General features: G+C 69.9%; 14 protein-coding genes. 7 read left to right on the plus strand and 7 right to left on the minus strand.

All coding sequences use genetic code 11. From position 1 onward, the window contains the following. Window positions 1-3 precede the first annotated feature (3 nt). The 3 genes from ACFWAY_RS36380 to ACFWAY_RS36390 all read right to left on the minus strand — a co-directional run bounded on the left by ACFWAY_RS36380 (window position 4) and on the right by ACFWAY_RS36390 (window position 6,855). The gene (locus tag ACFWAY_RS36380) at window positions 4-1,500 is read right to left on the minus strand and encodes a dynamin family protein (protein WP_378513925.1); all 1,497 of its coding nucleotides are present in this window, start codon (window positions 1,498-1,500) and stop codon (window positions 4-6) included. Then, window positions 1,497-3,341, minus strand: a complete 1,845-nt coding sequence (locus ACFWAY_RS36385) for a dynamin family protein (RefSeq protein ID WP_378513926.1) — start codon at window positions 3,339-3,341, stop codon at window positions 1,497-1,499. The genes ACFWAY_RS36380 and ACFWAY_RS36385 overlap by 4 nt, the downstream gene beginning before the upstream one ends. A gap of 172 nt (window positions 3,342-3,513) precedes the next feature. Continuing rightward, window positions 3,514-6,855: an IniB N-terminal domain-containing protein gene (locus ACFWAY_RS36390; protein ID WP_378513927.1), complete on the minus strand. Its 3,342-nt coding sequence runs from the start codon at window positions 6,853-6,855 to the stop codon at window positions 3,514-3,516. Window positions 6,856-7,212: 357 nt separating this feature from the next. Here ACFWAY_RS36390 and ACFWAY_RS36395 point away from each other — a divergent pair, with 357 nt between their 5' ends. From ACFWAY_RS36395 to ACFWAY_RS36420, 6 genes are all read left to right on the plus strand, one after another. Then, on the plus strand, window positions 7,213-9,045 hold the full coding sequence (locus ACFWAY_RS36395; protein WP_378513928.1) for an Hsp70 family protein: 1,833 nt from the start codon (window positions 7,213-7,215) through the stop codon (window positions 9,043-9,045). Window positions 9,046-9,052: 7 nt separating this feature from the next. Next, window positions 9,053-10,996 (plus strand): LuxR C-terminal-related transcriptional regulator, encoded by a 1,944-nt coding sequence (locus ACFWAY_RS36400; protein ID WP_378513929.1) that lies wholly within the window; start codon window positions 9,053-9,055, stop codon window positions 10,994-10,996. Between the two features lie 152 nt (window positions 10,997-11,148). After that, a complete protein-coding gene (locus tag ACFWAY_RS36405) occupies window positions 11,149-12,297 on the plus strand; it encodes a hypothetical protein (protein WP_378513930.1) in 1,149 nt (382 codons plus the stop codon). Between the two features lie 112 nt (window positions 12,298-12,409). Continuing rightward, window positions 12,410-13,729: a S1 family peptidase gene (locus ACFWAY_RS36410; RefSeq protein ID WP_378513931.1), complete on the plus strand. Its 1,320-nt coding sequence runs from the start codon at window positions 12,410-12,412 to the stop codon at window positions 13,727-13,729. A gap of 238 nt (window positions 13,730-13,967) precedes the next feature. Then, on the plus strand, window positions 13,968-15,278 hold the full coding sequence (locus ACFWAY_RS36415) for a S1 family peptidase (RefSeq protein ID WP_378451513.1): 1,311 nt from the start codon (window positions 13,968-13,970) through the stop codon (window positions 15,276-15,278). A 148-nt stretch (window positions 15,279-15,426) separates the two neighbouring features. Further along, window positions 15,427-15,684 carry a TetR/AcrR family transcriptional regulator C-terminal domain-containing protein gene (locus ACFWAY_RS36420; RefSeq protein WP_378513932.1) on the plus strand — a complete coding sequence of 86 codons (258 nt, stop codon included), beginning with the start codon at window positions 15,427-15,429 and terminating at the stop codon, window positions 15,682-15,684. On the opposite strand, the gene ACFWAY_RS36425 is transcribed toward ACFWAY_RS36420, so the two are convergent. The 4 genes from ACFWAY_RS36425 to ACFWAY_RS36440 form a co-directional block, all read right to left on the minus strand. Further along, the gene (locus tag ACFWAY_RS36425) at window positions 15,685-16,386 is read right to left on the minus strand and encodes a hypothetical protein (RefSeq protein WP_378513933.1); all 702 of its coding nucleotides are present in this window, start codon (window positions 16,384-16,386) and stop codon (window positions 15,685-15,687) included. Next, entirely contained in the window at window positions 16,383-17,093 is a 711-nt protein-coding gene (locus ACFWAY_RS36430; protein ID WP_378513934.1) for a hypothetical protein, read from the minus strand. The genes ACFWAY_RS36425 and ACFWAY_RS36430 overlap by 4 nt, the downstream gene beginning before the upstream one ends. 380 nt (window positions 17,094-17,473) lie before the next feature. Next, window positions 17,474-18,145 (minus strand): ammonium transporter, encoded by a 672-nt coding sequence (locus ACFWAY_RS36435; RefSeq protein ID WP_378513935.1) that lies wholly within the window; start codon window positions 18,143-18,145, stop codon window positions 17,474-17,476. 293 nt (window positions 18,146-18,438) lie between these two features. Beyond that, entirely contained in the window at window positions 18,439-18,885 is a 447-nt protein-coding gene (locus tag ACFWAY_RS36440) for a hypothetical protein (RefSeq protein WP_378451518.1), read from the minus strand. A gap of 616 nt (window positions 18,886-19,501) precedes the next feature. Here ACFWAY_RS36440 and ACFWAY_RS36445 point away from each other — a divergent pair. Next, window positions 19,502-22,666 (plus strand): heterodisulfide reductase-related iron-sulfur binding cluster, encoded by a 3,165-nt coding sequence (locus ACFWAY_RS36445; protein ID WP_378513936.1) that lies wholly within the window; start codon window positions 19,502-19,504, stop codon window positions 22,664-22,666. Window positions 22,667-22,680 lie beyond the last annotated feature (14 nt).

Genomic DNA, 22,680 nt, shown 5'->3' on the forward strand with positions numbered 1-22,680 from the left:
GAACTACAGGCGGACGGTGTTCAGTTCCTCCAGAACACCTTCCGCGCTGCGGGCGGCGACGGTGCAGGCCCGCGCGGTGAACTGGTCGAGCAGCGGGTGGCGGGCCCGTTCGCGCCACTTTCGCACCGCGGCGAGTGCCCGCATCCGCTGCAACTCCACGGAGTCGTCGCCGTCGGTGCCCAGTCGTTCGGCGATCTGGATCCCGAATCCGCCGATCAGGCGTTGCAGCTCGGCCACGTCGTCGGCGGGCAGCCCCACCTCGGTGGACCGCAGCCGCCCGAGCAGGCGCAGTTCCTGGAAACCGTGCACGTCGGAGAGCAACCGTTCGGCCGACATCAGGATCTCGCCCGCACCCTGCACCGGTTGTGCCGTGAGCACTCGCTTGAGTGCCACGAGTGCCGAGTGGGTCTTCAACTGATCGGCCCGCTGCCCGAACTGGATGTCGATCACCTGGCGCAGTTCGTCGAGGCCGCTGCGTTCCACCAGCTCGGCCGCCAGCGTCGGCGAGTCCTTGGTGCCCAACCGGATCAGGGTGACGGCCATCCGGATCCCGAAGAGCCCGAACCGATCTGCCAGCTGGGCGCGCATCCGCGCGTCCACGGGAAGCGGACTGTCCTCACGCGCGAACCGGTCGGCGGACAGCATCGCCAGGTTCAGATCGTCCACCGGGACCTCGGCCAAATGCTGGAATGCGGTGAACTCGGCCTGGCGCATCGTGCGGGCACCGAGCGCCAGCAGACCCGCGACGGGGACGACGGCCTGGCACAGCCCGGTGCGCTCGAGTTCGCCCGCGAATCGGGAGGCCACCTCTTTCGCGGACATCATGGCGTCGAGGCGTCCCGCCCCCACCTCGTCGGCCCGCGACACGACACCGACCACCCCGAGCGGTCCCGATTCGTCGCCCACGTGGTCGCCGATCTGACCGAGGAACTGGACGTCGGTCGCGTTGAGCGTGCGCAGCAGGTAGACCACGGCGTCGGCGCCGGACGCCTCGTTGTCGGGTGTGAGCATCTCGAGGGTGCGGGCCGAGACGTCGCGCGACAACGAGGATGTGCCCGGGGTGTCGATGATCGTCGTGTGCGCCAGGGCGGACGACGGCCACTCCACGTCGAGGCGGTCCACCTGGTCGGCGGTGAGGTGGCCGAGGTCGAACGTGAGATGTCCGTCCCGGCGCAGCACCGGCACGTTGGCGGACCGTTGCGCGCCGCTGCCGGGGTCCGGCTGGTACCACGCCGTCACGGTGGGCGTCGACCCGCTGCGATACCAGGTGACGACGCGGGTGCACTCGGTCGCGTCGGTGGGTGCGATGTCCTGCCCCACCAGGGAATTGAGCAGAGTGGACTTGCCGGCCTTCAGCGAACCGGCCAGGGCCACCCGCAGCGGTTGTTCCAGTCGCCGGGCGCATTCGGTCAGCTGATCCCGGATCTCGGGTCTGCCCGCGTACAGCTGCCGGGCGGACGCGATGAGTGCCCGGGCCTCGTGAAGCGGAGCGGCCGTCATGCCGTGACCGCTCCCGCGTCGCCTGCGACGAGTTGCGCGGCTTGCAGTTTCAGTTCGGATGCGACGTTCAGATCCTTCTCGAGCTGCGCGATCCGGCGGGTCCGTTCGGTGGACTCGAGATTCGCCGCCTCCTGCGCGCCGCGCAGCGAGTCGTTGATCGAGCGCAGCGCCTGCTCGGCGATCGCGGTGAAGTGGTCGCGCAGCAACCGTTGGATCGCCCGGAGCCGATCCTTCGACTCCTTGCCCACCTGGAAGCTGGCGTCGTCGGCGAACCGGCGGATCGCGGCCTTCGCCTCCGCACGCCGCTTCAGGATCCGGCTCTCCCGGTCTTCCCGGTACGCCTTGGTGCCGAGGAGGACTCCGGCGCCGATCGAGATCGGATTGACCAGCGCCATCCCCATCATCGTGGTGATCAGACCGAACATGAGCACGCCGCCGTACGATCCGCGCATACCGACGAGGACCTTCTGGGTGATGCCGATGCGACCCGCCTCGAGGTCTGCGAGCGAGGCCACCGGTTCGAGGACCCCGTCCACATCAGCGACATCGAGGTGCGGCAGTTCGACGGCGCCGGTCTCGGCGAAGTGCTGCGCGACCACCTCGGCCAGCCACAGCGCGCGGTCGTGGGCCCACACGAAGTTGTCGCCGATCGCGGTGGCGAATTCCTGCTCGAGCCACTGGCCCAGCGCGTCCCAGTCCTTGCCGGGGTCGCCCTCGTCGACGGTCTCCTCCGCCTCGCGCGTGACGCGGCGCAACCGGTCCCGGAGGTCGTGGTCGATGTCCGCGGCCAGGTCGGCGATACCGTCGCCGAGCGTCTGCTGCCACAGCGACGTCTTCTTGTGCAGCTCCTCGGCGGCGGCCTTCGCCTTCTGCAGTTCGGCGACCGCGGCGGCGCCCTTCGCCGGATCACGCAGGGCGGCAAGCTCACTGCCGATCCCCAGCGTGAGATGCTCGGCCGCGGAGGACACGTCCAGCGACACGGCCCGGCGCGTGTTCGCCTCCGCCCGCGCCACCACCCGATCGCGCAGGAACGCGTACAGGTCGACGAAACCGGATTCGGTGTTGAGTTCCTCGTCCTGCAGTCGCAGCGCGTGCGAACGCAGCACCGAGGAGACCGGGATCAGGGGAACGTCGAGACCGGCGCGCGCGAGGTGCCCGCGGTCGGCCTCGACGATCTCGCGCCAGTGCGGGTACAGGTCGGTCTTGCTGATCAGGCACGCCACCGACGGGCACAGGCTCGTCACCTGGCGGATGAAACCGAGCTCGGGTTCGGTGAATTCCTGGCTGGCGTCGGAGAGGACGAACACGGCGTCGGACGCCGGAATCAGCCCGAGGGTGCTCGCGGCGTGCGGGTTGCCGGCACCGCCCACGCCAGGGGTGTCGACGAGGACCAATCCGTCGGCGAGAAGCGGGCTCGGGACGTTGACCTCCACCCGCAGCACCTCCCGGCCCCCGGCGCGAGGCGAGGCCGGCGTGATGCCGTTCAACTCGTCGAGCGGAAGGGGAACCCGGATCGGGTCGGCGCCCGGATCGGCGAGGATCAGTTCCGCCGACGCCGTCTCGGCGTTCTGGACGACGGTGGGGATCGCAGTGGTCTCGTCGTCACCCACCGAGCACACGGTGAGGTTGAGAAGGGAGTTCACGAACTGGCTCTTGCCCTGCTTGAGCGGTCCGACCACCACGATCCGCATCCGCGGGTCCTGCACCCGGGTCCGGGCCGAGTCGAGGCGCTGCGCCAGATCGCCGCGACCGAACCTCTTCGCCACGTCCAGGGCCTGCTCGAGCAACGCCGTCATCGACTGGGATCGGGCTGGACTCTTCTCGACGGCTGCACTGTCCATGAGCTTCGTTGACCCGCAATTCTTCCGACCTCTGTGCGGACACCGCGTTCAGTGCACCGACACCCGACTGTGTGAAACAGCCCCGCACGCATAACGCGTCCGGGGCTGATTTCGTTACATCGTACGGCGGTTCCGGCCGCCCCGTCTGGGGGATGCCGGAACCGCCGGTTCATCACGGCTCGAGGTGATCGACCACGTCCGTGACGTCGTGCGTCGTGGCCACCGAGGTGTCGGTGTCGCCGAACAGCGAGCCGTCGGTGTCCGCATGCAGGCCCGAGTCGGCGCCGAACGCATTGTCCGCGTCGATCGACGACCAGGTGTCGGCGCCGGTGTCGACGGCACCGCCCAGGGTGGACCCCAGGCCGCCTGCGATCGAACCGGTGGTGTCGGCCACGACCCCGCCGACCGCACCGAGGTCGGCCGAACCGTCCGTGGTCGCGTCCGCGTCGGCGGAACCACCGGCGGACGCTCCACCCTCGACCGATCCACCGGCGGACGCTCCGCCGTCGAGGGCGCCGCCCACTGCGGCGCCGCTGTCGACCGCGCCGTCGAGTGCGCCTCCGACCGAGGTGCCGAGCGATCCGAGGCCACCCACGCCACCGGACAATCCGGCGCCGAGGCCGGTGACCGCGTCGGTGGTGGCATCCAGGCCACCGGTCAGACCGGCAGTGGCGTCGACCGCGCTGTCCACGCCGCCTTCGATGCCGCCGGCCACGTCGCCGCCGATTCCGGCCACAGCATCCACGGTGCCGCCGAGGCTTCCGCCGACATTCGCAGCCGTGTCCAGGGCGCCACCGACCGTGCCGCCCAGGTTGGCCGCCGTGTCCAGGGCGCCACCGAGATTCGCGTCCACGCTCGCACCGGCGTCGGCGACCGCGCCGACCGAGGCGCCGGCCTCGCCCACCGCGTCGACGGCACCGCCGACGCTGCCGGTCAATGCGGAGCCGAGGCCCGCACCGGTTTCGAAGATTCCACCCAGACCACCGGTGAGGCCGCTGGTCAGACCGGCGCCCAGGCCACCGGCCGTGTCCAGTCCGCCGACCAGGTTGGTTCCCAGGCTGCCGCCGAGGTCCGCTCCGGCGTCGGCAACCGCACCGACACCCGCCGCTACACCGGCACCGATGCCGGCCGCGGCGTCCGCGCCGCCCGCCACGCCGCCGCCGACCGCGCCGCCCACGTTGCCCGTGACGTCACTGCCGACGTCGAGCAGTCCGCCGAGCGCTCCGTCGATGCCGCCCGTCAGGCCACCCGCGAGGTCGGTGCCCGCGTCGAGCGCACCGTCCAGGGCGCCGCCCACGCCGGCTGCGGCGCCGAGTCCGAGGTCGGCGTCCAGAGCGGAGTCGAGATCGAGGCCGCCACCGGCCTCCAGCGCCGTCTCCAGTGCGGAACCGAGGGTCGCGCTGAGGCCGCCGTCGGCTCCGAGGACGCCACCGAGAGCGGTGCCCAGCGTGCTGCCGATGCTTCCCTCCGCGCCGAGAACACTGTCGAGGTCGAGGGCGCCGCCGGTCTCCAGCGCACCGCCGAGCACTCCGCCGAGAGCCGCACCGAGGTCTGCGCCCGCGCCGCCACCGACACCGAACGCACCGCCGAGCAGGCCGCCCAGGTCGCTCACGCCGCCGAGGTCGACTCCGCCGTCCGCGCCGAGCACCGCATCCAGCGCCGCACCCAGACCGGCGGTGGCGTCACCGTCGACGCCGAGCACCCCGCCGAGCGCGCCGCTGATCGTGGTCCCCAGGTCGGCACCGGTGTCGAGAACGCCGCCCAGCCCGAGGCCGCTCTCCAGAGCGCCGCCCAGGACCGTGCCCAGGTTCGCGCCGGCCTCGCCGCCCAGCCCGAGGGCTCCGCTCAGAGCCGTCGTCAGCTCCGACGTCAGTTCTCCGCCGAGACCGAGGTCGGCGCCCAGCCCGAGGTCCAATCCGCCGTCCAGCAGACCGCCCAGGTCGATGTCCGTCACGCCACCCGCGCCGAGCACGGCGTCGAGGGTGCTGCCCAGTTCGGTGGCCAGGCCACCGTCCAGGCCGAGGGCGCCGCCGAGGACCGTGCCGAGTGCGGCGTCCAGTCCCAGACCGCTGTCGAGTGCGCCGGACAGGGCGCCGCCGAGGCCGCCGTCCAGGTCGAGGGCGCCGCCGAGCAGACCGCCCAGGGCGCCACCGAGGTCGCCGCTGACGTCGCCGCCCGAGCCGAGGACGCCACCGAGGATGCCGCTCAGCGCGCCACCGAGGCCGCCGTCGGCACCGAGAACTCCGCCGAGGTCGAGCCCGCCACCGGCACCGAGAACGGCGTCCAGCGCGGTGCCCAGACCTGCCGTCAGGTCGCCGCCGACTCCGAGTTCGCCGCCGAGCAGTCCGCTCAGCGCACCGCCGAGGCTGCCGCCCGCACCGAGGATCGCGTCGAGGTCCAGTCCGCCGCCCAGGTCCGCGATCGAACCGAGCGTCGCGCCGAGTGCGCCACCGAGGTCTGCGCTCAGGTCGCCGCCCGCACCGAGGACACCGCCGAGAGCGCCACCGAGGACCGCGCCGAGGTCGGTGCCGAGGACTCCGCCGAGCGAGCCGGCGACGTCACCGAGCAGTTCACCGCCGAGCAGGCCGTCGAGGATGGCGCCCAGTCCGCCGCCGGCGCCGATCGCCGCGTCGAGGGCACCGCCCAGCGCGCCACCGAGACCGGCGTCGACACCGAGCACGCCGCCGAGGGTCGTTCCGAGCACGCCACCGAGGTCGAGGCCGGCACCGAGTCCGGCGAGGATGTCACCGTCCAGGCCGCCACCGAGGTCGACGACGCTTCCGAGGGCGGCACCGAGAGCCGCACCCAGCTCGGCGCCCAGGTCGCCGCCGATCGACAGTGCGGGGGCGAGGATCCCGGTGAGACCACCGGCCACGTTGACCACCGGCAGGGCCGTGATCGCCGCGGTGAGGGTGCTGGCGAGCTGCGCGGTCAGGTCGGCGCCCAGGCCGAGGGCACCGCCGAGGGCTCCGCTGATCGCGGCGCCGAGGTCGAGGGCACCGCCGAGGTCGAGGCCACCGGTGAGGGAGAGTGCTGCGTCGAGGGCCGCACCCAGCGCGGCGCCGAGCTGCGCACCGATCTCGCCACCGATCTCCAGCGCGGCACCGAGCGCGGCGCTCAGGCCGGCCGCCAGTTCCGCGGCGAAGTCGAAGTCGCCGCCCAGGCCGGCACCGAGACCGAGGCCGGCGCCGGCACCGATACCGACCGCACCGCCGAGACCGCCGCCGAGACCGAGGCCTGCGCCCAGTCCGCCACCGACACCTGCGCCGAGACCGCCCGCGACGTCACCGGCGACGTCGGCACCGGCGTTGACGATCGCGGCCAGGTCGGCCCCGCCGCCTGCGAACAGTCCCGACTCCGCGACCAGGGGAGCGACGGAGACGATGTCCGCGTGGCTCACACCCTGCAGGCCGGCGGCGCACAGCGCGTCGGTCGGGTTGGCGCAGTAGGCAGCCGCAGCCTGCTCGTCGCGAAGAAGGCCGAGGATGAAGTCGAGGACGGCGTTGGTAGCCATGGCAGCTCTCCTGTGGTCGAGGTTCGGGGAGTTCGGGTGGCCACCACAACTGCTGTGACGGCGAGTGAAATACACGTTATGGATCGGCGGCCCCCTTCCCAACGGGGCGGCGCCCCCTACTCGGGGACCCCGGCATCGGGGATCTCCCATCGGGGGTCGGGCCCTCCCCGTTAGGGGATAGGGGGCCATTAGGGGATCGGCCCCGTAACTGCCGTCAACCAGCGGCGTCGCGTAACGAAACGGCCGCTCCACGCGACAATTCGAGTGACCACGACGGCTTCGGCCGTCATTTACGACGGCGGCACCGTCCGCCTGACGCAGGCGGCGTGACGCCCGCCCGGACCACAGGAGTGGAACATGGCTGCAGCGCTCGGCATCGGTGTCGGATCGGTCAATACGGTGGCCGCCGTCGACACGGACGGGGCGAGCGTGACGGATGCCGCCGACCTCACGGTCCTGTCCCGCGCGAGTGTTCTCCACCTCTCCCCCGATCGCGCTCCCGTCCTCGGCGACGACACGAGCGAACCCGATGCGGTGACGGTGTCCGACTTCGCGAACCGCGTGGGCGACCCGGTCGGGATCCTCACCGACGACGGCTCGACCTACTCCGGTGAAGACCTGGTGGCCACCGCCGTGAGCTGCATCGTGCACGAGGCCGCGTCGGGCCGCCACGGCCTCCCGACCACCGTCGTCGCCCACCCGACCGTCTGGCCGCCGTACACCGTGGGTGTCCTCGCCGACGCGCTCGAGCAGGCCGGCGTCACGGACGCCACCCTGGTGTCGGAGGCGCAGGCGGTGATGACGTGGCTCGAACGGACCCGCGGCACCCTCGGCGACGCGTTGACGGTCATCTACGACCTCGGCGGCACCTCGCTCGACATCACCCTGTTCCGTTCGGACGCACACGGCACGGAGACCGGCGTCCTCGGCAAGCCGGTGCGGTCCGAGGACTTCGGTGGCGCCCACTTCGACCACGCCACCATGCAGTACGTCCTCGGCAACGTCGCCGAGGAGTTCGGCGACATCGACCCGTTCGCCCCCGACACGGTCGCCGCCCTGACCCGGCTGCGGACCCGCTGCACCGCGGCGAAGGAGGCACTGTCCTCCGACACCGAAGCCACCATCGGCATCGAACTGCCCGGCATCGCCACCGACGTGCGGCTGGTGCGCTCGGAACTCGAAGACCTCATCCGCGAGTCCCTGCAGGAATCGGTGACGCTGGTGCGCGAGAGCATCCACGCCGCCGGCCTCGAATCCAGCGACGTCACCCAGGTGGTGCTCACCGGCGGAAGCGCCGCGATCCCGCTGGTCGCCGAACTCCTGTCGGCGGAACTGCGTGTTCCCGTCGTCGCGGCCGAACGTCCGGGCCATACCGCGGCCCTGGGCGCTGCCCTGATCGCCGCCGACCAGGATGCGGGACGCGCCGCCGCCCCGACCGTCGCGCGGATGCCGGTCGTCGTCCCCACCGCGGCGCCGGCTGCGGCAGCGCCCGCCGTCGCCCCGGACGTCGAGGCTGATGCCGAAACCGTCGTCTTCGCCGCCCGCACCCCCGCGCCGACCCTCGCCGAGCCCGTCCGCACCGGCATGTCGCGGAAGAAGAAGGCCGGGATCATCGCCGCCTCCGCCGCAGCCATCGCTGTGCTCGCCGCCGGTGGGCTGTCGCTCGGCACCGTGTTCGACGTCGCACCGGCATCCAGCTCGGGTTCCACCACCTCGCAGTCGTCGAGCACGTCGGCGGGCGCGGCATCCACGTCCGGTGCTCCGGCCGAGGCCGCCGCGACGGGCGCCGTCCCACCCGGCGCCGAAGCTGCAGGCGTCGTCGCCGCGACCGGTGTCCCCGGCACCGCGGCCGGCGTCGCGACTCCGGTCGCCGCACCCGGCACCGTCCCACCCGGCGCCGTGGCACCGGCCGCGGCCAAACCGGTTGCCGCAGCGCCCGGCACCGCACCGGCTCCGGCGGCCGCGGCTCCCGCACCGGCCCCGGCACCGGCTCCCGCACCTGCCCCCGCACCGGCACCGGCACCGGCGCCGAGCGTTCCCCAGACCGACGGCGGCGCCGCGATCGCCAACACCATCGTCGGCGGTGCCGGCGCGGTCGGTGACACCGTCAACGGCGTCGGCGACACGGTCGGCGGCGTCGTCGGCGGAGTCACCGGCCTGGTGCCCGGCGTCCTCGGCAACGGCGGATAGGGCGCCGGTGTCCACGCTGCCCTCACCACTTCCTCCCACGGAACTCGCGGAGCTCGACGGCCCGCAACTGTCCGCTCTCGCACTGGTTCTGCTCGGCAGCGACCTCGACGAGACCGTGGTCGCCCGAGTACTCGACGTCGAACCCGACCGTGCCCGTGCCGCTGTCGACGCGCTCCGCTCGGACGGCTGGGTCGACGAACGGGACACGCTGGTTCTCGCGGACCACACGCATCTCACGACAACGCTCGGCGAGAACCGGCTGAACACGCTCGCTCGCCGCCTGCTCACCCATCACGTCGACGGCGGAACGCTCACGCTTCCCGTCGCCCGCGCGGTCGCCGCGACCGGCACACCGAGCGACGAACTGAGCCAATTCCTCTGCGCCCAGGCCGAACTCGCCGAACCGGCCACCGCCGTCGCGCTATACGCCGAAGCCGGGCGGGTCGGCAGGCTCGCCGACAGCGCCGTCGTCGCCTACGCCGAGGCCTGCGCCCTGAACGGCGACCTCGACACCGCGGTCGGCCTGGCCGATTCGGTCCTCGAACGGTCCGGCACCGTCGCCGATCCGGCACTCGCTGCGGCCGTCAGGATTTCGGCCGCAGGCGCCGCGTTCTGCGGCATGATCGATCGCAGCGCCAAACTGTACGCCTGGCTCGGCGCCGACCGGGCGGGCGCCGACGCCTCCCTCGCCGCCTCCGTCCTGGTGGTCGCGGGGCGACTCGACGACGCCGAAGCCGTCCTCGCCACCAGCGCGGGCGCACCCCCCACCGCCGCCACCGCCGGCGCCGCACTCGTCGCGACCGGACTCGTCCAGTCGGTGACCGCGTCCGCCAACGCGGCACTGAACTCACTGACGCGTGCGCTGTCGCTGCCCGGACGCGCGTCCCGGCCACGGGTGCTGCCCGACTCCCCCGCCGCGATCACCGCCCTCGCCGCCCTCCACTGCGGCGAACTCGCCCACGCGGACACCGTCCTCGCCCGGGCACGCGGCGCCGAACGGCCCGGCAGTGTCACCGCGAACCGGCATCAGCTGCTCACCGCCTGGACGTCCATGGTCCGCGGCGACCTCGCCGCGGCGCAGTCCCGGCTCGACAGCCTCGACGCCGGGTCGATGCGGCAGCGCGATCTGCTGTTCGTCCACGGCCTGCGGGTCGGGCTGGCCCGGCGCACCGGCGACAATGCGGCGCTGCTCCAGGCCTGGGCGGGCGCGCAGGGCGTCCTCGCCGAGTACTCGGTGGACCTGCTGAGCCTGCTGCCGCTCGGCGAACTGTGGCTGACGTCGATCCGGGTCGGCGAACCCGCCCGGATCACCCACCTCGTCGAGGACGCGCAGTCGTTGCTGCGAACGCTCGGCGAGCCGGCAATGTGGGGATCGGCGCTGCACTGGTACGGCGTGCAGGCCTCGATCCTCGCCGAATGCCCCGCAGACCTGATGCCCCACGCCCGCGCTCTCGGCGAGGCCGCCAAGGTCAGCACGTACGCGTCCGGGCTCGCCACCGCCGGTCGCGCCTGGCTGCGCGTGCTTCAGGGCGACATCGACGCCGCATCCGTCGAGGACGCGGCCCGCACCCTCGACCGGATCGGCCTGCCGTGGGACGGTGCGCGCCTCGCGGGCGAAGCCGCGCTGCGCGCGTCCGACACGAGGGTCGCGACCACTCTCCTGCAGGTCGCGCGGGCCCTGCGGCAACCGACGTCCGTGGGCAGCGGCGCCGACTCCGCGGTCGTGTCGAGTCCGAGCACGCCGGGGTCGCTCACCGACCGCGAGGCCGAGGTCGCCGAACTGCTCGTCCAGGGGCTGACGTACCGGGAGATCGGGTCACGCCTCTACATCTCCGCCAAGACGATCGAGCACCACGTGGCCCGGATCCGGCGGCGGCTGGGCGCAGGGTCGCGGTCGGAGCTGCTGTCGATGCTGCGTGCGATGGGCCACGGGTATTCCGCCGACTCCTGACCCGTGAGTACTTATTAACCGCGGGCGGTTGATAAGTACTCACGGGCGCCGGAGGCGCAGCAGCCCCGTGTAACCATTCGACTTCGGCAGGCGACACACTGTGCACATGGTGCGGTGACGCACTCCCTCGAACTGTGCCAGTAAGGATCTTCATGACCACCGGAGTCGGACTCACCGTCGGCGATTCGGTTTCCACAGCGGTGGTGACCGCTTCCGGAACCGATGTGAGGACGATCGAACACCCGTCCGTGCTGTTCACAGCCCCGGACGGCACGGTTCAGCTCGGCGACCCCGGCACGGAATCGACCGGCGCCGTCCGCGACTTCCTGGGCCGCGTCGGTGAGCCCGCGGGCATCGAGTACGCCGGTTCACTGACCCGCGCCGAGGACCTCGTCGCGACCGCGATGTTCTGTCTGTTCCGGGAGGCCGCGGACGGAACGTCCGGGACGGTGAAGGTCACCGCGACCCATCCGTCGGACTGGGCGCCGGAGATCGTGACGAAGCTGCGCGAATCCCTCGACTACATGGGTCTGGGCGAGGCGACTCTCGTCCCGGAGTCGGTGGCGCTCGCCGCCTCGCCGGAGTCCCCGGCCCACGGCGCGGCACTGCTGGCGGCCGGGCTGGCACTGACCGACGAGGACACGAGCGCCGACACCGAGTCGATTCCGATCGTCGAGGCCCCCATGCACACCGCGTACTCCGCTGTGACGGCCGTGCCCGCAGCCGCGGCCGCCGCCGCCGACGCGTATCCGCCCGCCGAGACCGAGGCGTCCGCTGCCGCGAGCGCCCCGAACCCACCCGCCAAGCGCACGGACCGTCGGCCGCTGATCATCGCGGGTGCCGCCGCTGCCGCGCTGGTGGTGGCCGGCGGGGCGCTCGCGTTCGCGCTCACCGGCAACGGCAGCACCGCGGTCCCGTCGATCCAGGACGCCCAGACCGCGTCGGTGACGACGTCGAGCGCCCGACCCACGCCTGCCGCACCCGCGGTCTTCCCGACTGCGAGCACGCAGGAGGTGGCCGTGACGACGGAAGTTGAGGCCCCGATCCCGGTCGCTCCCCCGCCTGCACCGGTGGAGACGACATCCGTGTTCGTGCCGCCGCCTCCGCCCTCGACGACGCCGGAGATCACCCTTCCCTCGATCACCACGGTCACGCAGACGACCACGCCGACGACGACCGCAACAGCAACCACCACCACGACAACGACTCCGCCGGAGACGACCACGACGACGAAACCCGCGGCCGCGACCACCACCACGACGACGACCGCGAAGCCGGCTCTGAAAAGCCCAGGTGAGTGAGGCTCTAGTCACACCTCCCGGACCGTCTGACTCGTCCGTAGCTTAAGGTGGGGCGCTGATACCCACCCCAGAAGGAATCCTCAGTGAACGGATTCCGTGCAGAAGGGATTTCATGCGTAACGTGCTGGCGCACCGCGCCGCTGTTGTAGGCGCCTCGGCAATGCTTCTTTTCTTCCCGTTTTCCACTGCCGCCCAGGCCGACCCTGTTACGCAGCCCGACACCACTCAGCTGAGCGCCGACAAGTTGCCGGCCGAACTCGTCGAGGCCATCACCCGCGACCTGAAGATCAGCCCGCAGGAGTACCTCGACCGCGCCGCGAAGGCACAGGAGCTGGGTAGTTACGCCGAGGACTTCCGGGAGCAGCATCCCGACGACTTCGCCGGCGCCTGGATCGGCCTCGACGGCCAGCCCGTTGTCGCGGTCACGACGAACGAGGCCGCCGACGCCGCAGCGAAGGCCGGGTACACCACCCGCATCGCGCCCGTGTCCGCGAACGGCCTGGAGAAGACCCTCTCCGACGTGAACGGCTGGATCGCGGGACTGCCGAAGGACGTGGCTTCCCAGGTCAACTCAGCGTCGATCGACGTCCTCGAGAACCGCGTCGTCATCGACGTCGTGAACAGCCCCATCGGCCAGGCGTTGAACCTGCCGACGCTGCTCGCCAACGTCAAGGTCATGCTGAGCCCCGGCGGCGGCGGTCCGGTGGAGAGGGGTCCCCTCGCCGGTGACACCTACATCACCACCGCGGGTGAGCTGCCGAAGACGCCGATCTCGGAGATCTCCGTCTGCTCGCTGGGTTTCAACGCCGTGGACGACAGCGGCCAGGCCGTGAACATCAGCGCCGGACACTGCAACCCCGCCGAGGGTCAGCCGTCGCCGGTGTTCCTCCCCAATCACCAGAACGTCGACGACAGCCAGCAGATCGGCGCGTTCTCGAAGTCGTCGGTGGGCAACCCGGCCGACAAGCTGGACTACTCGGTGATCAAGCTCAACGAGGCGGGCGTCAAGGCCGGTCTGGACCGTCCCGCGGTTCGCGGCGCGAACGGCACCACGCTGGAAATCACCGGCACCGCCCGGCCCGTCGTCGGCGCCCCGATCTGCAAGTCGGGTCAGACGTCGTCGTTCACGTGTGGCGTGGTGGCAGCCGATCACGTCGAGACGCAGCTGTTCGTCGCCGACGGTTCGAGCCGCGTGGTCAACGGCTTCGCCGGCACGGCCTGCACTCTGGCGGGTGACAGCGGCGGCGCCATCGTCACCGGAACCCTCGCGCTGGGTATCACCAGTGGTTCCAACGCCAGTGGCGCCCCCAACTGCACGGAGGCGAACCTGGTGCTGGCACCGGAGGGTGGCACCGCCAGCCTGGGCATCCCCGTCGCGGACATCGTGGACACGATCGGATCCGGGATGCGCGTGCGCACCATCTCCGACTAGTTCTCCACCGCTTCACCCGTGCCCGGTGTCCGTTCCGCTCGGACATCGGGCACAGGTGTGTTCAGGCGTGGTGTCCGCTTTGTCCAGCTGCGTCGTCCACCGGGAGTGTTACAGGTGGGAATAGACGGGGCGAACCCATATAGTCGACTCCGACTGTGTACGGCCTTACCTGTCGGGGGGTCGTATTCGTATGCGCCCGCGAGGCAACTGCGAACAAACAAACATCAGAAAGGCCCCCATGCGAAGCTCCATCGCACGTCGTGCCGCCGTGTTCGGCTCCGCCGCGCTGCTGCTCCTCGGCCCGGTCGCCGCCTCCGCTCAGGCCGATCCGGTCGAGCCCGGAGTGTCCGGCCAGGCCGCCAGGCTTCCCGCGGAACTGATCGACGCGATCCAGCGTGATCTGTCGCTGAGCCCGGACCAGTACCTGGAGCACTCCGAGCTGGGCCAGAAGCTGGCCGAGTTCGCGAAGATCGCACGCATCCAGTTCCCGGACGCGTTCGCCGGAACCTGGCTCGACAACGCCGGCACCCCGATCGTCGGGCTCGCCGACGGTGCCGACAAGGACGCCGCCGTCGCCGCGGCCGAGAAGGCCGGCTTCCAGGTGAAGGATGTGGCACAGAGCGAGAGCAGCCTGCAGGCTCAGGTGAAGTCGCTCGACGGATGGCTGGACACCCAGCCGCCCGCCGTCGCGGATCTCGTTCGCGGTGTGGCCATCGATATCGTGAACAACGATCTCGTGCTCCGCGCCGACAACGTGGGCGGGTTGCAGCTTCCGGACTTCCTGAAGGGCGCACGCGTCGTGCAGTCGCCTGCCACGGCCGCTCCGCTGCCGTCCACCGACCTCGCGCCCATCGCCGAACCGCTTCCCGCCGACGCCCTGCTGGGCGGCGACGCGTACGGCTCGCTCGGCGGCGGAGTCGGGCTGCGCTGCTCGCTCGGTTTCAACGGCACCGACAGCTCGGGCGGGCCGGTGAACATCACGGCAGGACATTGCGACCCGAACCGGGCCGCTGCCGGCACCTCGGAGGCGTCGGAGGCGTTCTCCCTGGTCCCGGGTGGCACCGGTCCGCGGATCGGCACCTTCGCCAAGACCAGCCTGGACATCCACGACTACTCGATCATCCGGGCCGACGACAGCGCCGCACGCCGGTTCGAGAACAACGGCGTCCGGGTTCCCGGCGCAGCGCCGGTCGCCATCACCGGAACCGCCGACCCGATCGTCGGCGCCCCGGTGTGCAAGTCGGGTCTGACCACCGGTTTCACGTGCGGTCGCGTCACGTCGGTCGCGCAGACCGTCTCGGTCGGTGAGCGCACGCTGGCCGACAGCTTCTCGACGAGCATGTGCGCCCTGCAGGGCGACAGCGGCGGCACGATCGTGACGGGCACGCTGGCCCTCGGAATCTCGAGCGCCTCCAACGTCGGGCAGTACCCGGTCTGCCAGGTCGCGGACGTCGTCACGTTCGTCCTGGGCGAGAGCCCCGAGTTGTTCGCCACGCCGATCAACGAGGTACTGGCCGAGAACCCGGGTCTGCGCGTGCGCACCTCGTAACGCACTCCACGGACGACAGCGGCCCGCTTCCCTCTCGGGGAGGCGGGCCGCTGTCGTCGGTAACCCGCTCAGGCGGCGTAGGGCCGGACCGCCCGGGCATCCCGCAGGGTGGTGCCCCACCAAAGGAGTCCCCCGCCCATCCCGCTGTATGACACGAGGACGGCTACGCCCCCGCCGGAATCGGCACCATCGCCACACCGAGGCCGACGTCTTGGCCCACTTCCCGCAGGCCGCGCTCGACGCCGGGCAGGAGGCAGGACCGCGCCGGGTCCAGCACGCACTGGCGGACGCGTTCGCGCGACTGGACGCCTCCGGCCTTCTCCGTGTCGACGACCCACGCAGGGCCGCACACCATTTCGCCGGGGTCGCGGCCTTTCTCGACCGCTACCGAGCGCGCGCGAACTGATCAGGCGGTGGGCTCGGGCACGGGCGGAACGAACGGCGTGTTGATGGTGACGAGGTACTGGATTCCGAGGATCACCAGTGCGGCGCCGCCCACGAAAATGGTTCCGGCCAGTCCGCCGGCGGCGAATCCCGCCAGCAGCCCGCCGAGGCACCCGACCGGCGTGCCGATCACGGTCACGGCGAACAGGCCGCACCCGACCGTGAGACCGACGGCGCCGAAGATCACACCGAAGATCAGGCCGCCGATCAGCGTCGCGTAGCCGAGGTAGCTGTTGAAGTCGGCGAGCGCCGAGTCGTCACGCTCTTCCTGAGTGTCGAATCCGTCCTGCGCAACCGATTTCAGTGACGACGCGACGTCGGCGGGAACGTGCGGGGTGAGCGTCACCGTCCGCCCGTCGAGGTCGGCGTCGATCGGATAGACGGCGTCGCCGACTCGAATCGTCAGTGGCAGTGCAGCCACCACCTTGCCGCTGTCGTCCACCACCTCGATCGCTTCCCGGGTGTCGGTGATCCGGAAGGCGCCCGCGTCGATCGACGTGACGACGGACTCGCCCTCGGCGTGTGCCTCGTAGCCGATGTCGGACGAATCCTGCTGCGTCAGTGGAGCTGTGTGTGCGGTCCCGGCGGAGATCCCGAGGGAAGCGACGACGAGGAACGCTGCTCCGGTGACGGCCCGCAGGTTCCGTGCGAACCGGCCGCTCATGCCGTGGGTTCCGGTGCGACGAACGGGCTGTTGATGGTGTTGAGGTACTGAATGCCCAGAACCACCAGGGCGCCGCCGCCGACGACGATGGTGCCGGCAAGCGCGACGACGGGCGCGACGATCAGCGCACCTCCGATGCACCCGGCGACCGGCCCGGCGAGGCCGAGGAACGGAATCACCAGCGCAGCCGTCCCGGGGATGATGCCGATCGCGCAGCCGATCGCCCCGCCGATGATGGCGGCGACGATCGCGGTGATCGCGCTCGTGATTCCGAGTTGCTGCTGGAAGTCGTCGAGTGCGCGGTCGTCGCGTTCCTGTTTGTCCTGCGGTGCGGCGACGTCGTCGAGGGTCAGCCGTTCCGAGACGGGGACGGGGGTCGCTGCCGACGGATCCATGTTCGGGACGAGTCGCAGGACGCGAGCGGACTCGTCGACCGCTACGGCGAAGGGATGCTGCAGGTCGTCGACCCGGAAGAACGTGGGAATGGAGGCGACGACGCGGCCGCCGTCGTCGACCACGTCGACGGTGTCGTTCGTGGCGTTGATCGAGAAGGCACCGGCGTCGAGGGTGGCCACAGCGGCGTCACCGTCGCGAGCGGTCTGGTAGTTGATGTTCGGGATGCCCTGTGCCGCACCCGGCTGGGGTGCGGCGGCCGGATCGGCGTATGACGTGGCCGCCCCGACGCCCATCGCCGCAACGACGAGCATGGCTATGGCAGTAAACCGTCGGAGGTTCATCGAGATCCGTTTCGAGAGCAGCGCTGTGACGGACGAAGGTTAGCCTAAGCATGGGCTAGCCCGGCAGGTCAGCTCCGCCGGTGTGACGAGGTTCACTCCCGCGAGGCGCACAACGACGAACCGCCCGCCTCCGAGGGGAGGCGGGCGGCGTCCGAGGTACTGCGGGGGTGCGGCTACTTCACCCACTTCGGGGTGCCGGAAGCCCGGCTCACATCCCGTGAAGTCGTCAGAACAGCTTCGGTCCGACAGTCACGATCGTGATCACGTAACCGAAGATGTCGGCCAGGATGCCAAACAGTTCCGCCATGGATATTCACACCTCTCCTGGGCGCCTGCGCCCCTACAACCAGCTACTTCGCGCTCTTGCCGTTCTTCGCCCAGATCGTGGTTCCATCGGGCGCCGTCAGAGTCTGGGCCAGCTGAATACCCGCGATGACGAGCGTCGGCCCACCGACTATGACAGTTCCGGCAATCGCGCCGACTGCCGCGAATATGGGGACAGTCGCCAGCGCGACGGGCCCCGCAATCAGTCCGACCAATCCGATCGCGCCTCCGACGACGGTGCCGGCCAGCCCACCGACTGCCGAGGCCAGTGCAAGTTGCTGACCGAAATTAGTCTGCGCACGCGTGTTTTCCTCGACCGAAGCAACGTCGCCCAGCGGGAAGTCAGCGTCGGCGATCGGCGTCGCCTTCGCGCGATCGACGACCGGGGTCAAAGTGAGAGTTTTGCCGTCCTCGCTGACCTTCTCATCGAAGGGGAACTGCAGACCATCGAAGCGGTACGCGAGGGGCAGCGAGACAACCGCATTTCCGGCGCCGTCTTCGAGCGCAACAGATTGCCCGTCCGACGACACCACGAAAGCACCCGCGTCGATCTTCGTGACGACGGCACGATCTTCCACTCGAGTCTCGTAGCCGATCTGCCCCTGAGGCTCAGCCGGATCAGCAGCCGCAATCCCGGATCCTGGGGCGAAGACACTCGCCACCAAAGCCGATGTCGTGACGACTCGACGCAACTTCATTCGGTTCCCCTTTTAAGTCCAACCCCATCCGTTGCTAAACAGTAACTTGCTGATGTAAAAGATCCCAATTGAGTCACGAGTCGAGAAAAGCGCTCGGAAAATAGTCGGCGAGGGGCTTTGAAATTATGCCCTCGGGCGGCACCGAGACTGAATTCCAAGAATGGCACCGGTCACTGATTCAGTTATCCAGACACAAAGCGGGGAACCGGTCGGTTTCCTTGCGGGTGGCCCTGCACAAACGACTCGGCCCCGCCGTACGAGTCACGACGGGGCCGGGCGGTGAGGCGAGGGCTCTACTCGCCCCTGTCCGCGTAGATCGACGTCCCTGGAGCGGCGTTGTACGTCTCCCACAACTGGTACGCACTGACCCCGAGAGTGGGACCGCCGGCGACGATGGTTCCGACGACCCCGCCGATACCGGCTCCGGTCACGAGTCCGGCGACACAACCAGCGGGAAGTGTTGCAATACAGCCGATTCCGGCCCCGGCAATGGTTCCGATCAGGCTTCCGACAGTGACGGCAATGCCGACCTGTGCACCGAACTGACCGAACGCCCTGTCATTCTCCTCGCGAGACGCGACGTCGTGGAACGGCAGCGAAGGAACCGCGGGCGCGGCCGTTGCCGGAACAGGCGCCGCAGGAGCAGGTGCTGCGACCGGTCCCGCATGTGATACCCCGGCGGCCAGACCCATGGCGGCCACCGCCATGCTTGCCGTCACTGCAGCTTTTCTCACGATCATTGATGCCTCATTCCAGGAGGGTCCCGACGAAGTTCTGGTGTGATCGAAGTGCACTGCTCGGCCAACCGGGCGGCCGCTGGCCAGGGCCGGAAAACACGCTCAGAGTAACAGCGGAATCACGGCCGAAATGTTCATTGACGAAAAATTCATCGCACCTGTAAGTTACCGGCCAGTAGCACCGGATGAGAGTAATTCGCGCGAATTACACGCCATGAATTACGTCACTCGGGAAGATTTTCGGCAGCCCGGCGTGAGCCCGCAGAATATTTAGCCGTCGTTATCCGGCCGCAATACAACCGGTTCGAATTCGTGACGAAAACGACCTCCGGAGCAGTTTCACGAAGCAGCCTGGACGGCCTCCGGCGGCTGTCGGCCGAAGTTAGGGCGACCTTGGGCGAACGCCCCGATTCCGACCCTTTAACGTGGCGAAGAGAAAGTCCGATTGTGGCATGCACCACATGCCCCATCGGCGCCCCAGCTGCAGATATCCCGCTGAACACCGGCAAGTTACCCACAGGTAGGCTACTTAAGTTACTAACGGGTAACTTAGCAAGCGTTAGGATCACGAGCAGTCCCGAGGTGGCCGCCCTGCCGCCCTGAAACGAAAGGCCGCGACATGAATGCCCTGACGATCACGTTGGGCACCATCGGCGTGCTGCTGAGCCTCGTATGTTGGTTCTCCTTCATCACTGGCGCATTGAAGATGGTCAACGTCGTCCGGATCGGCCAGTCGGCCCCCGACCGATGGCGGCCCTTCTTCCCGCGCTTCAAGCAGATGTGCATCGAGTTCATCGCGCACACCCGCATGAGCAAGTTCCGCACCGTCGGCTGGGCTCACTGGCTGGTCATGGTCGGCTTCATGCTCGGAGCCATCGTGTGGTTCGAGGCATACGGGCAGACATTCGACCCGGCGTTCCACTGGCCGCTGGTCGGTAACACCGCCGTCTACCACTTCATCGATGAGATCCTGGGCCTCGGCACGGTCATCGGTATCACCACGCTGATCGTGATCCGCCAGCTCAACCACCCCCGCGTGCCCGCCCGGCTGTCCCGTTTCAGTGGCTCCGATTTCAAGGCCGCGTACTTCGTCGAGGCCGTCGTCCTCATCGAGGGCCTGGGCATGATCTTCGTGAAGGCCGGCAAGATCGCCACTTACGGCCACGCAAACCCGTGGACCGACTTCTTCACGATGAACCTCGCGAAGCTGCTGCCCGCGAGCCCGAACATGGTCGCGTTCTTCGCCTTCGTCAAGCTGATGTCGGGCATGATCTGGCTCTACGTCGTCGGACGCAACATCACCTGGGGTGTCGCCTGGCACCGCTTCGCGGCGTTCGCGAACATCTACTTCAAGCGTGAGGACGACGGCGACGTCGCCCTCGGTGCGGCCAAGCCCATGATGTCCCAGGGCAAGCCCATCAACATGGAGGACGCCGATCCCGACAACGACACGTTCGGCGCCGGCAACATCGAGGACTTCTCCTGGAAGGGCTGGCTGGACTTCACCACCTGCACCGAGTGCGGTCGCTGCCAGTCACAATGCCCCGCGTGGAACACCGGCAAGCCGCTGTCCCCGAAGCTGCTCATCACGTCGCTGCGCGACCACGGTTACGCGAAGGCCCCGTACCTGCTGGCCGGTGGCCGCAAGGACATGGGCGGCGACGAGGTCGGCCTGGTGAACGGCGAAGGCGCCGTGGACGAGGCGAAGCTGGCCGCGATCCCCGAGGCCGCGCGCCAGGAGGCCGAGCGCAAGCTGGTCGGCGAAACCGTCGAAGGCGAGCTGGCCCCGGTCATCGACGCCGAGACGCTGTGGAGCTGCACCAACTGTGGCGCATGTGTCGAGCAGTGCCCCGTCGACATCGAGCACGTCGACCACATCATCGACATGCGCCGCTACCAGGTGCTGATCGAATCGGAGTTCCCGTCCGAGCTGGCCGGCTTGTTCAAGAACCTCGAGAACAAGGGCAACCCCTGGGGCCAGAACTCCAAGGACCGTCTCAACTGGATCAACGAGATGGACTTCGAGATCCCGGTGTTCGGCCAGGATGCAGACAGCTTCGAGGACTACGAGTACCTCTTCTGGGTCGGCTGCGCCGGCGCCTACGAGGACCGCGCCAAGAAGACCACCAAGGCCGTCGCCGAGCTGCTCGCCACCGCCGGCGTCAAGTTCATGGTGCTCGGCGCCGACGAGACGTGCACCGGTGACTCCGCTCGCCGCGCAGGTAACGAATTCCTGTTCCAGCAGCTCGCCATGCAGAACATCGAGTTGCTGAACTCGGTCTTCGACGGCGTCGAGCAGCGCAAGCGCAAGATCGTCGTCACGTGCGCCCACTGCTTCAACGCGCTCGGCAACGAGTATCCGGAGGTCGGCGGGGAGTACGAGGTGGTTCACCACACTCAGCTGCTCAACCGCCTGGTCCGCCAGAAGAAGCTGATTCCGGTCGCGTCCGTCGGTGAGGACGTCACCTACCACGACCCCTGTTTCCTCGGCCGCCACAACAAGGTCTACGACGCTCCCCGCGAGCTGATGGAGGCCTCCGGCGCCAAGCTGAAGGAAATGCCCCGTCACGGCGAACGGTCCATGTGCTGTGGTGCCGGTGGTGCCCGCATGTGGATGGAAGAGAACATCGGCAAGCGCATCAACATCGACCGGGTCGACGAGGCGCTCAGCACGGATCCGAAGAAGATCGCGACCGGCTGCCCGTTCTGCCGCGTCATGCTCACCGACGGTGTCACCGCTCGCCAGGAGTCCGGCCAGGGCGAGGGCGTCGAGGTCGTCGACGTCGCCCAGCTGATGCTCTCGTCCATCACGCGTCTCGAGCCCGAGAAGCTGAGCGAGAACATCAAGGTCATCCCCCGCGAGAAGCCGGCCGAACCGGCCGCGGCCGAGGCCAAGGCTGAGGTCGTCGAGAAGGAGCGCGTCGAAGAGGTCGAGGAGGCCGCTGCAACGCCGGCCGCCACGGAGGCTCCGGCGGGCAAGGGCCTGGCGATGAAGGGCCTGGCCAAGGCACCCGGGGCGAAGGCTCCCGGCGCCAAGAAGGCTGCTCCCGCTCCGGCCGATGCCGGTACGGAGGCGCCCGCTGCGGAGGCACCCAAGCCCAAGGGCCTCGGACTCGCCGGCGGCGCGAAGGCACCGGGCGGCAAGGGTCTGCAGATGAAGGGTGCCGCCAAGGCTCCCGGCGCGAAGGCCGCCGCTCCGGCTGCCGATGCACCGGCGGCAGAGGCTCCCGCAGCGGAAGCCCCTGCTCAGGATGCCCCCGCGGTGAAGCCGAAGGGACTCGGACTCGCGTCCGGCGCCAAGGCACCGGGCAAGGGTCTGCAGATGAAGGGCAAGGCGAAGGCTCCCGGCGCGAAGGCCGCTCCCGCGGACGCTCCGGCCGAGCCGGCAGTCGCCGAACCCCAGGCTGCCGAACCGCAGGTCGCCGACACCTCCTCCGCGCCGGAGGCCCCCGCGGCCGAGGCGGCGAAGGCTCCCCCGGCGGCGAAGGCCGGTGGGCTCGGTTTCAAGAGCGGCGCGAAGGCTCCCGGAGCCCGCAAGGCCGCAGCCCCCAAGGCCGCAGCGCCGACGGCCGAGGCACCGACGGCCGAGGCACCGACGGCCGAGGCACCGACGGCTGAAGCCCCGAAGGTCGAGGCAACCGAGACGGCGGCTCCGGAGGTCGAGGAGTCGAACGGCGACGGATCCAACGGCAGGGCACCGGAGACGGTGAAGGCTCCGCCAGCGGCCAAGCCTGGCGGACTCGGTTTCAAGGCAGGCGCGAAGGCACCCGGCCGGAAGAGCTAGCCGACAGCAGTGAA

Origin of the sequence: Rhodococcus sp. NPDC059968 (genome assembly GCF_042738615.1) — a bacterium.
In the GTDB taxonomy this organism is placed as follows: Bacteria; Actinomycetota; Actinomycetes; order Mycobacteriales; family Mycobacteriaceae; genus Rhodococcus_F.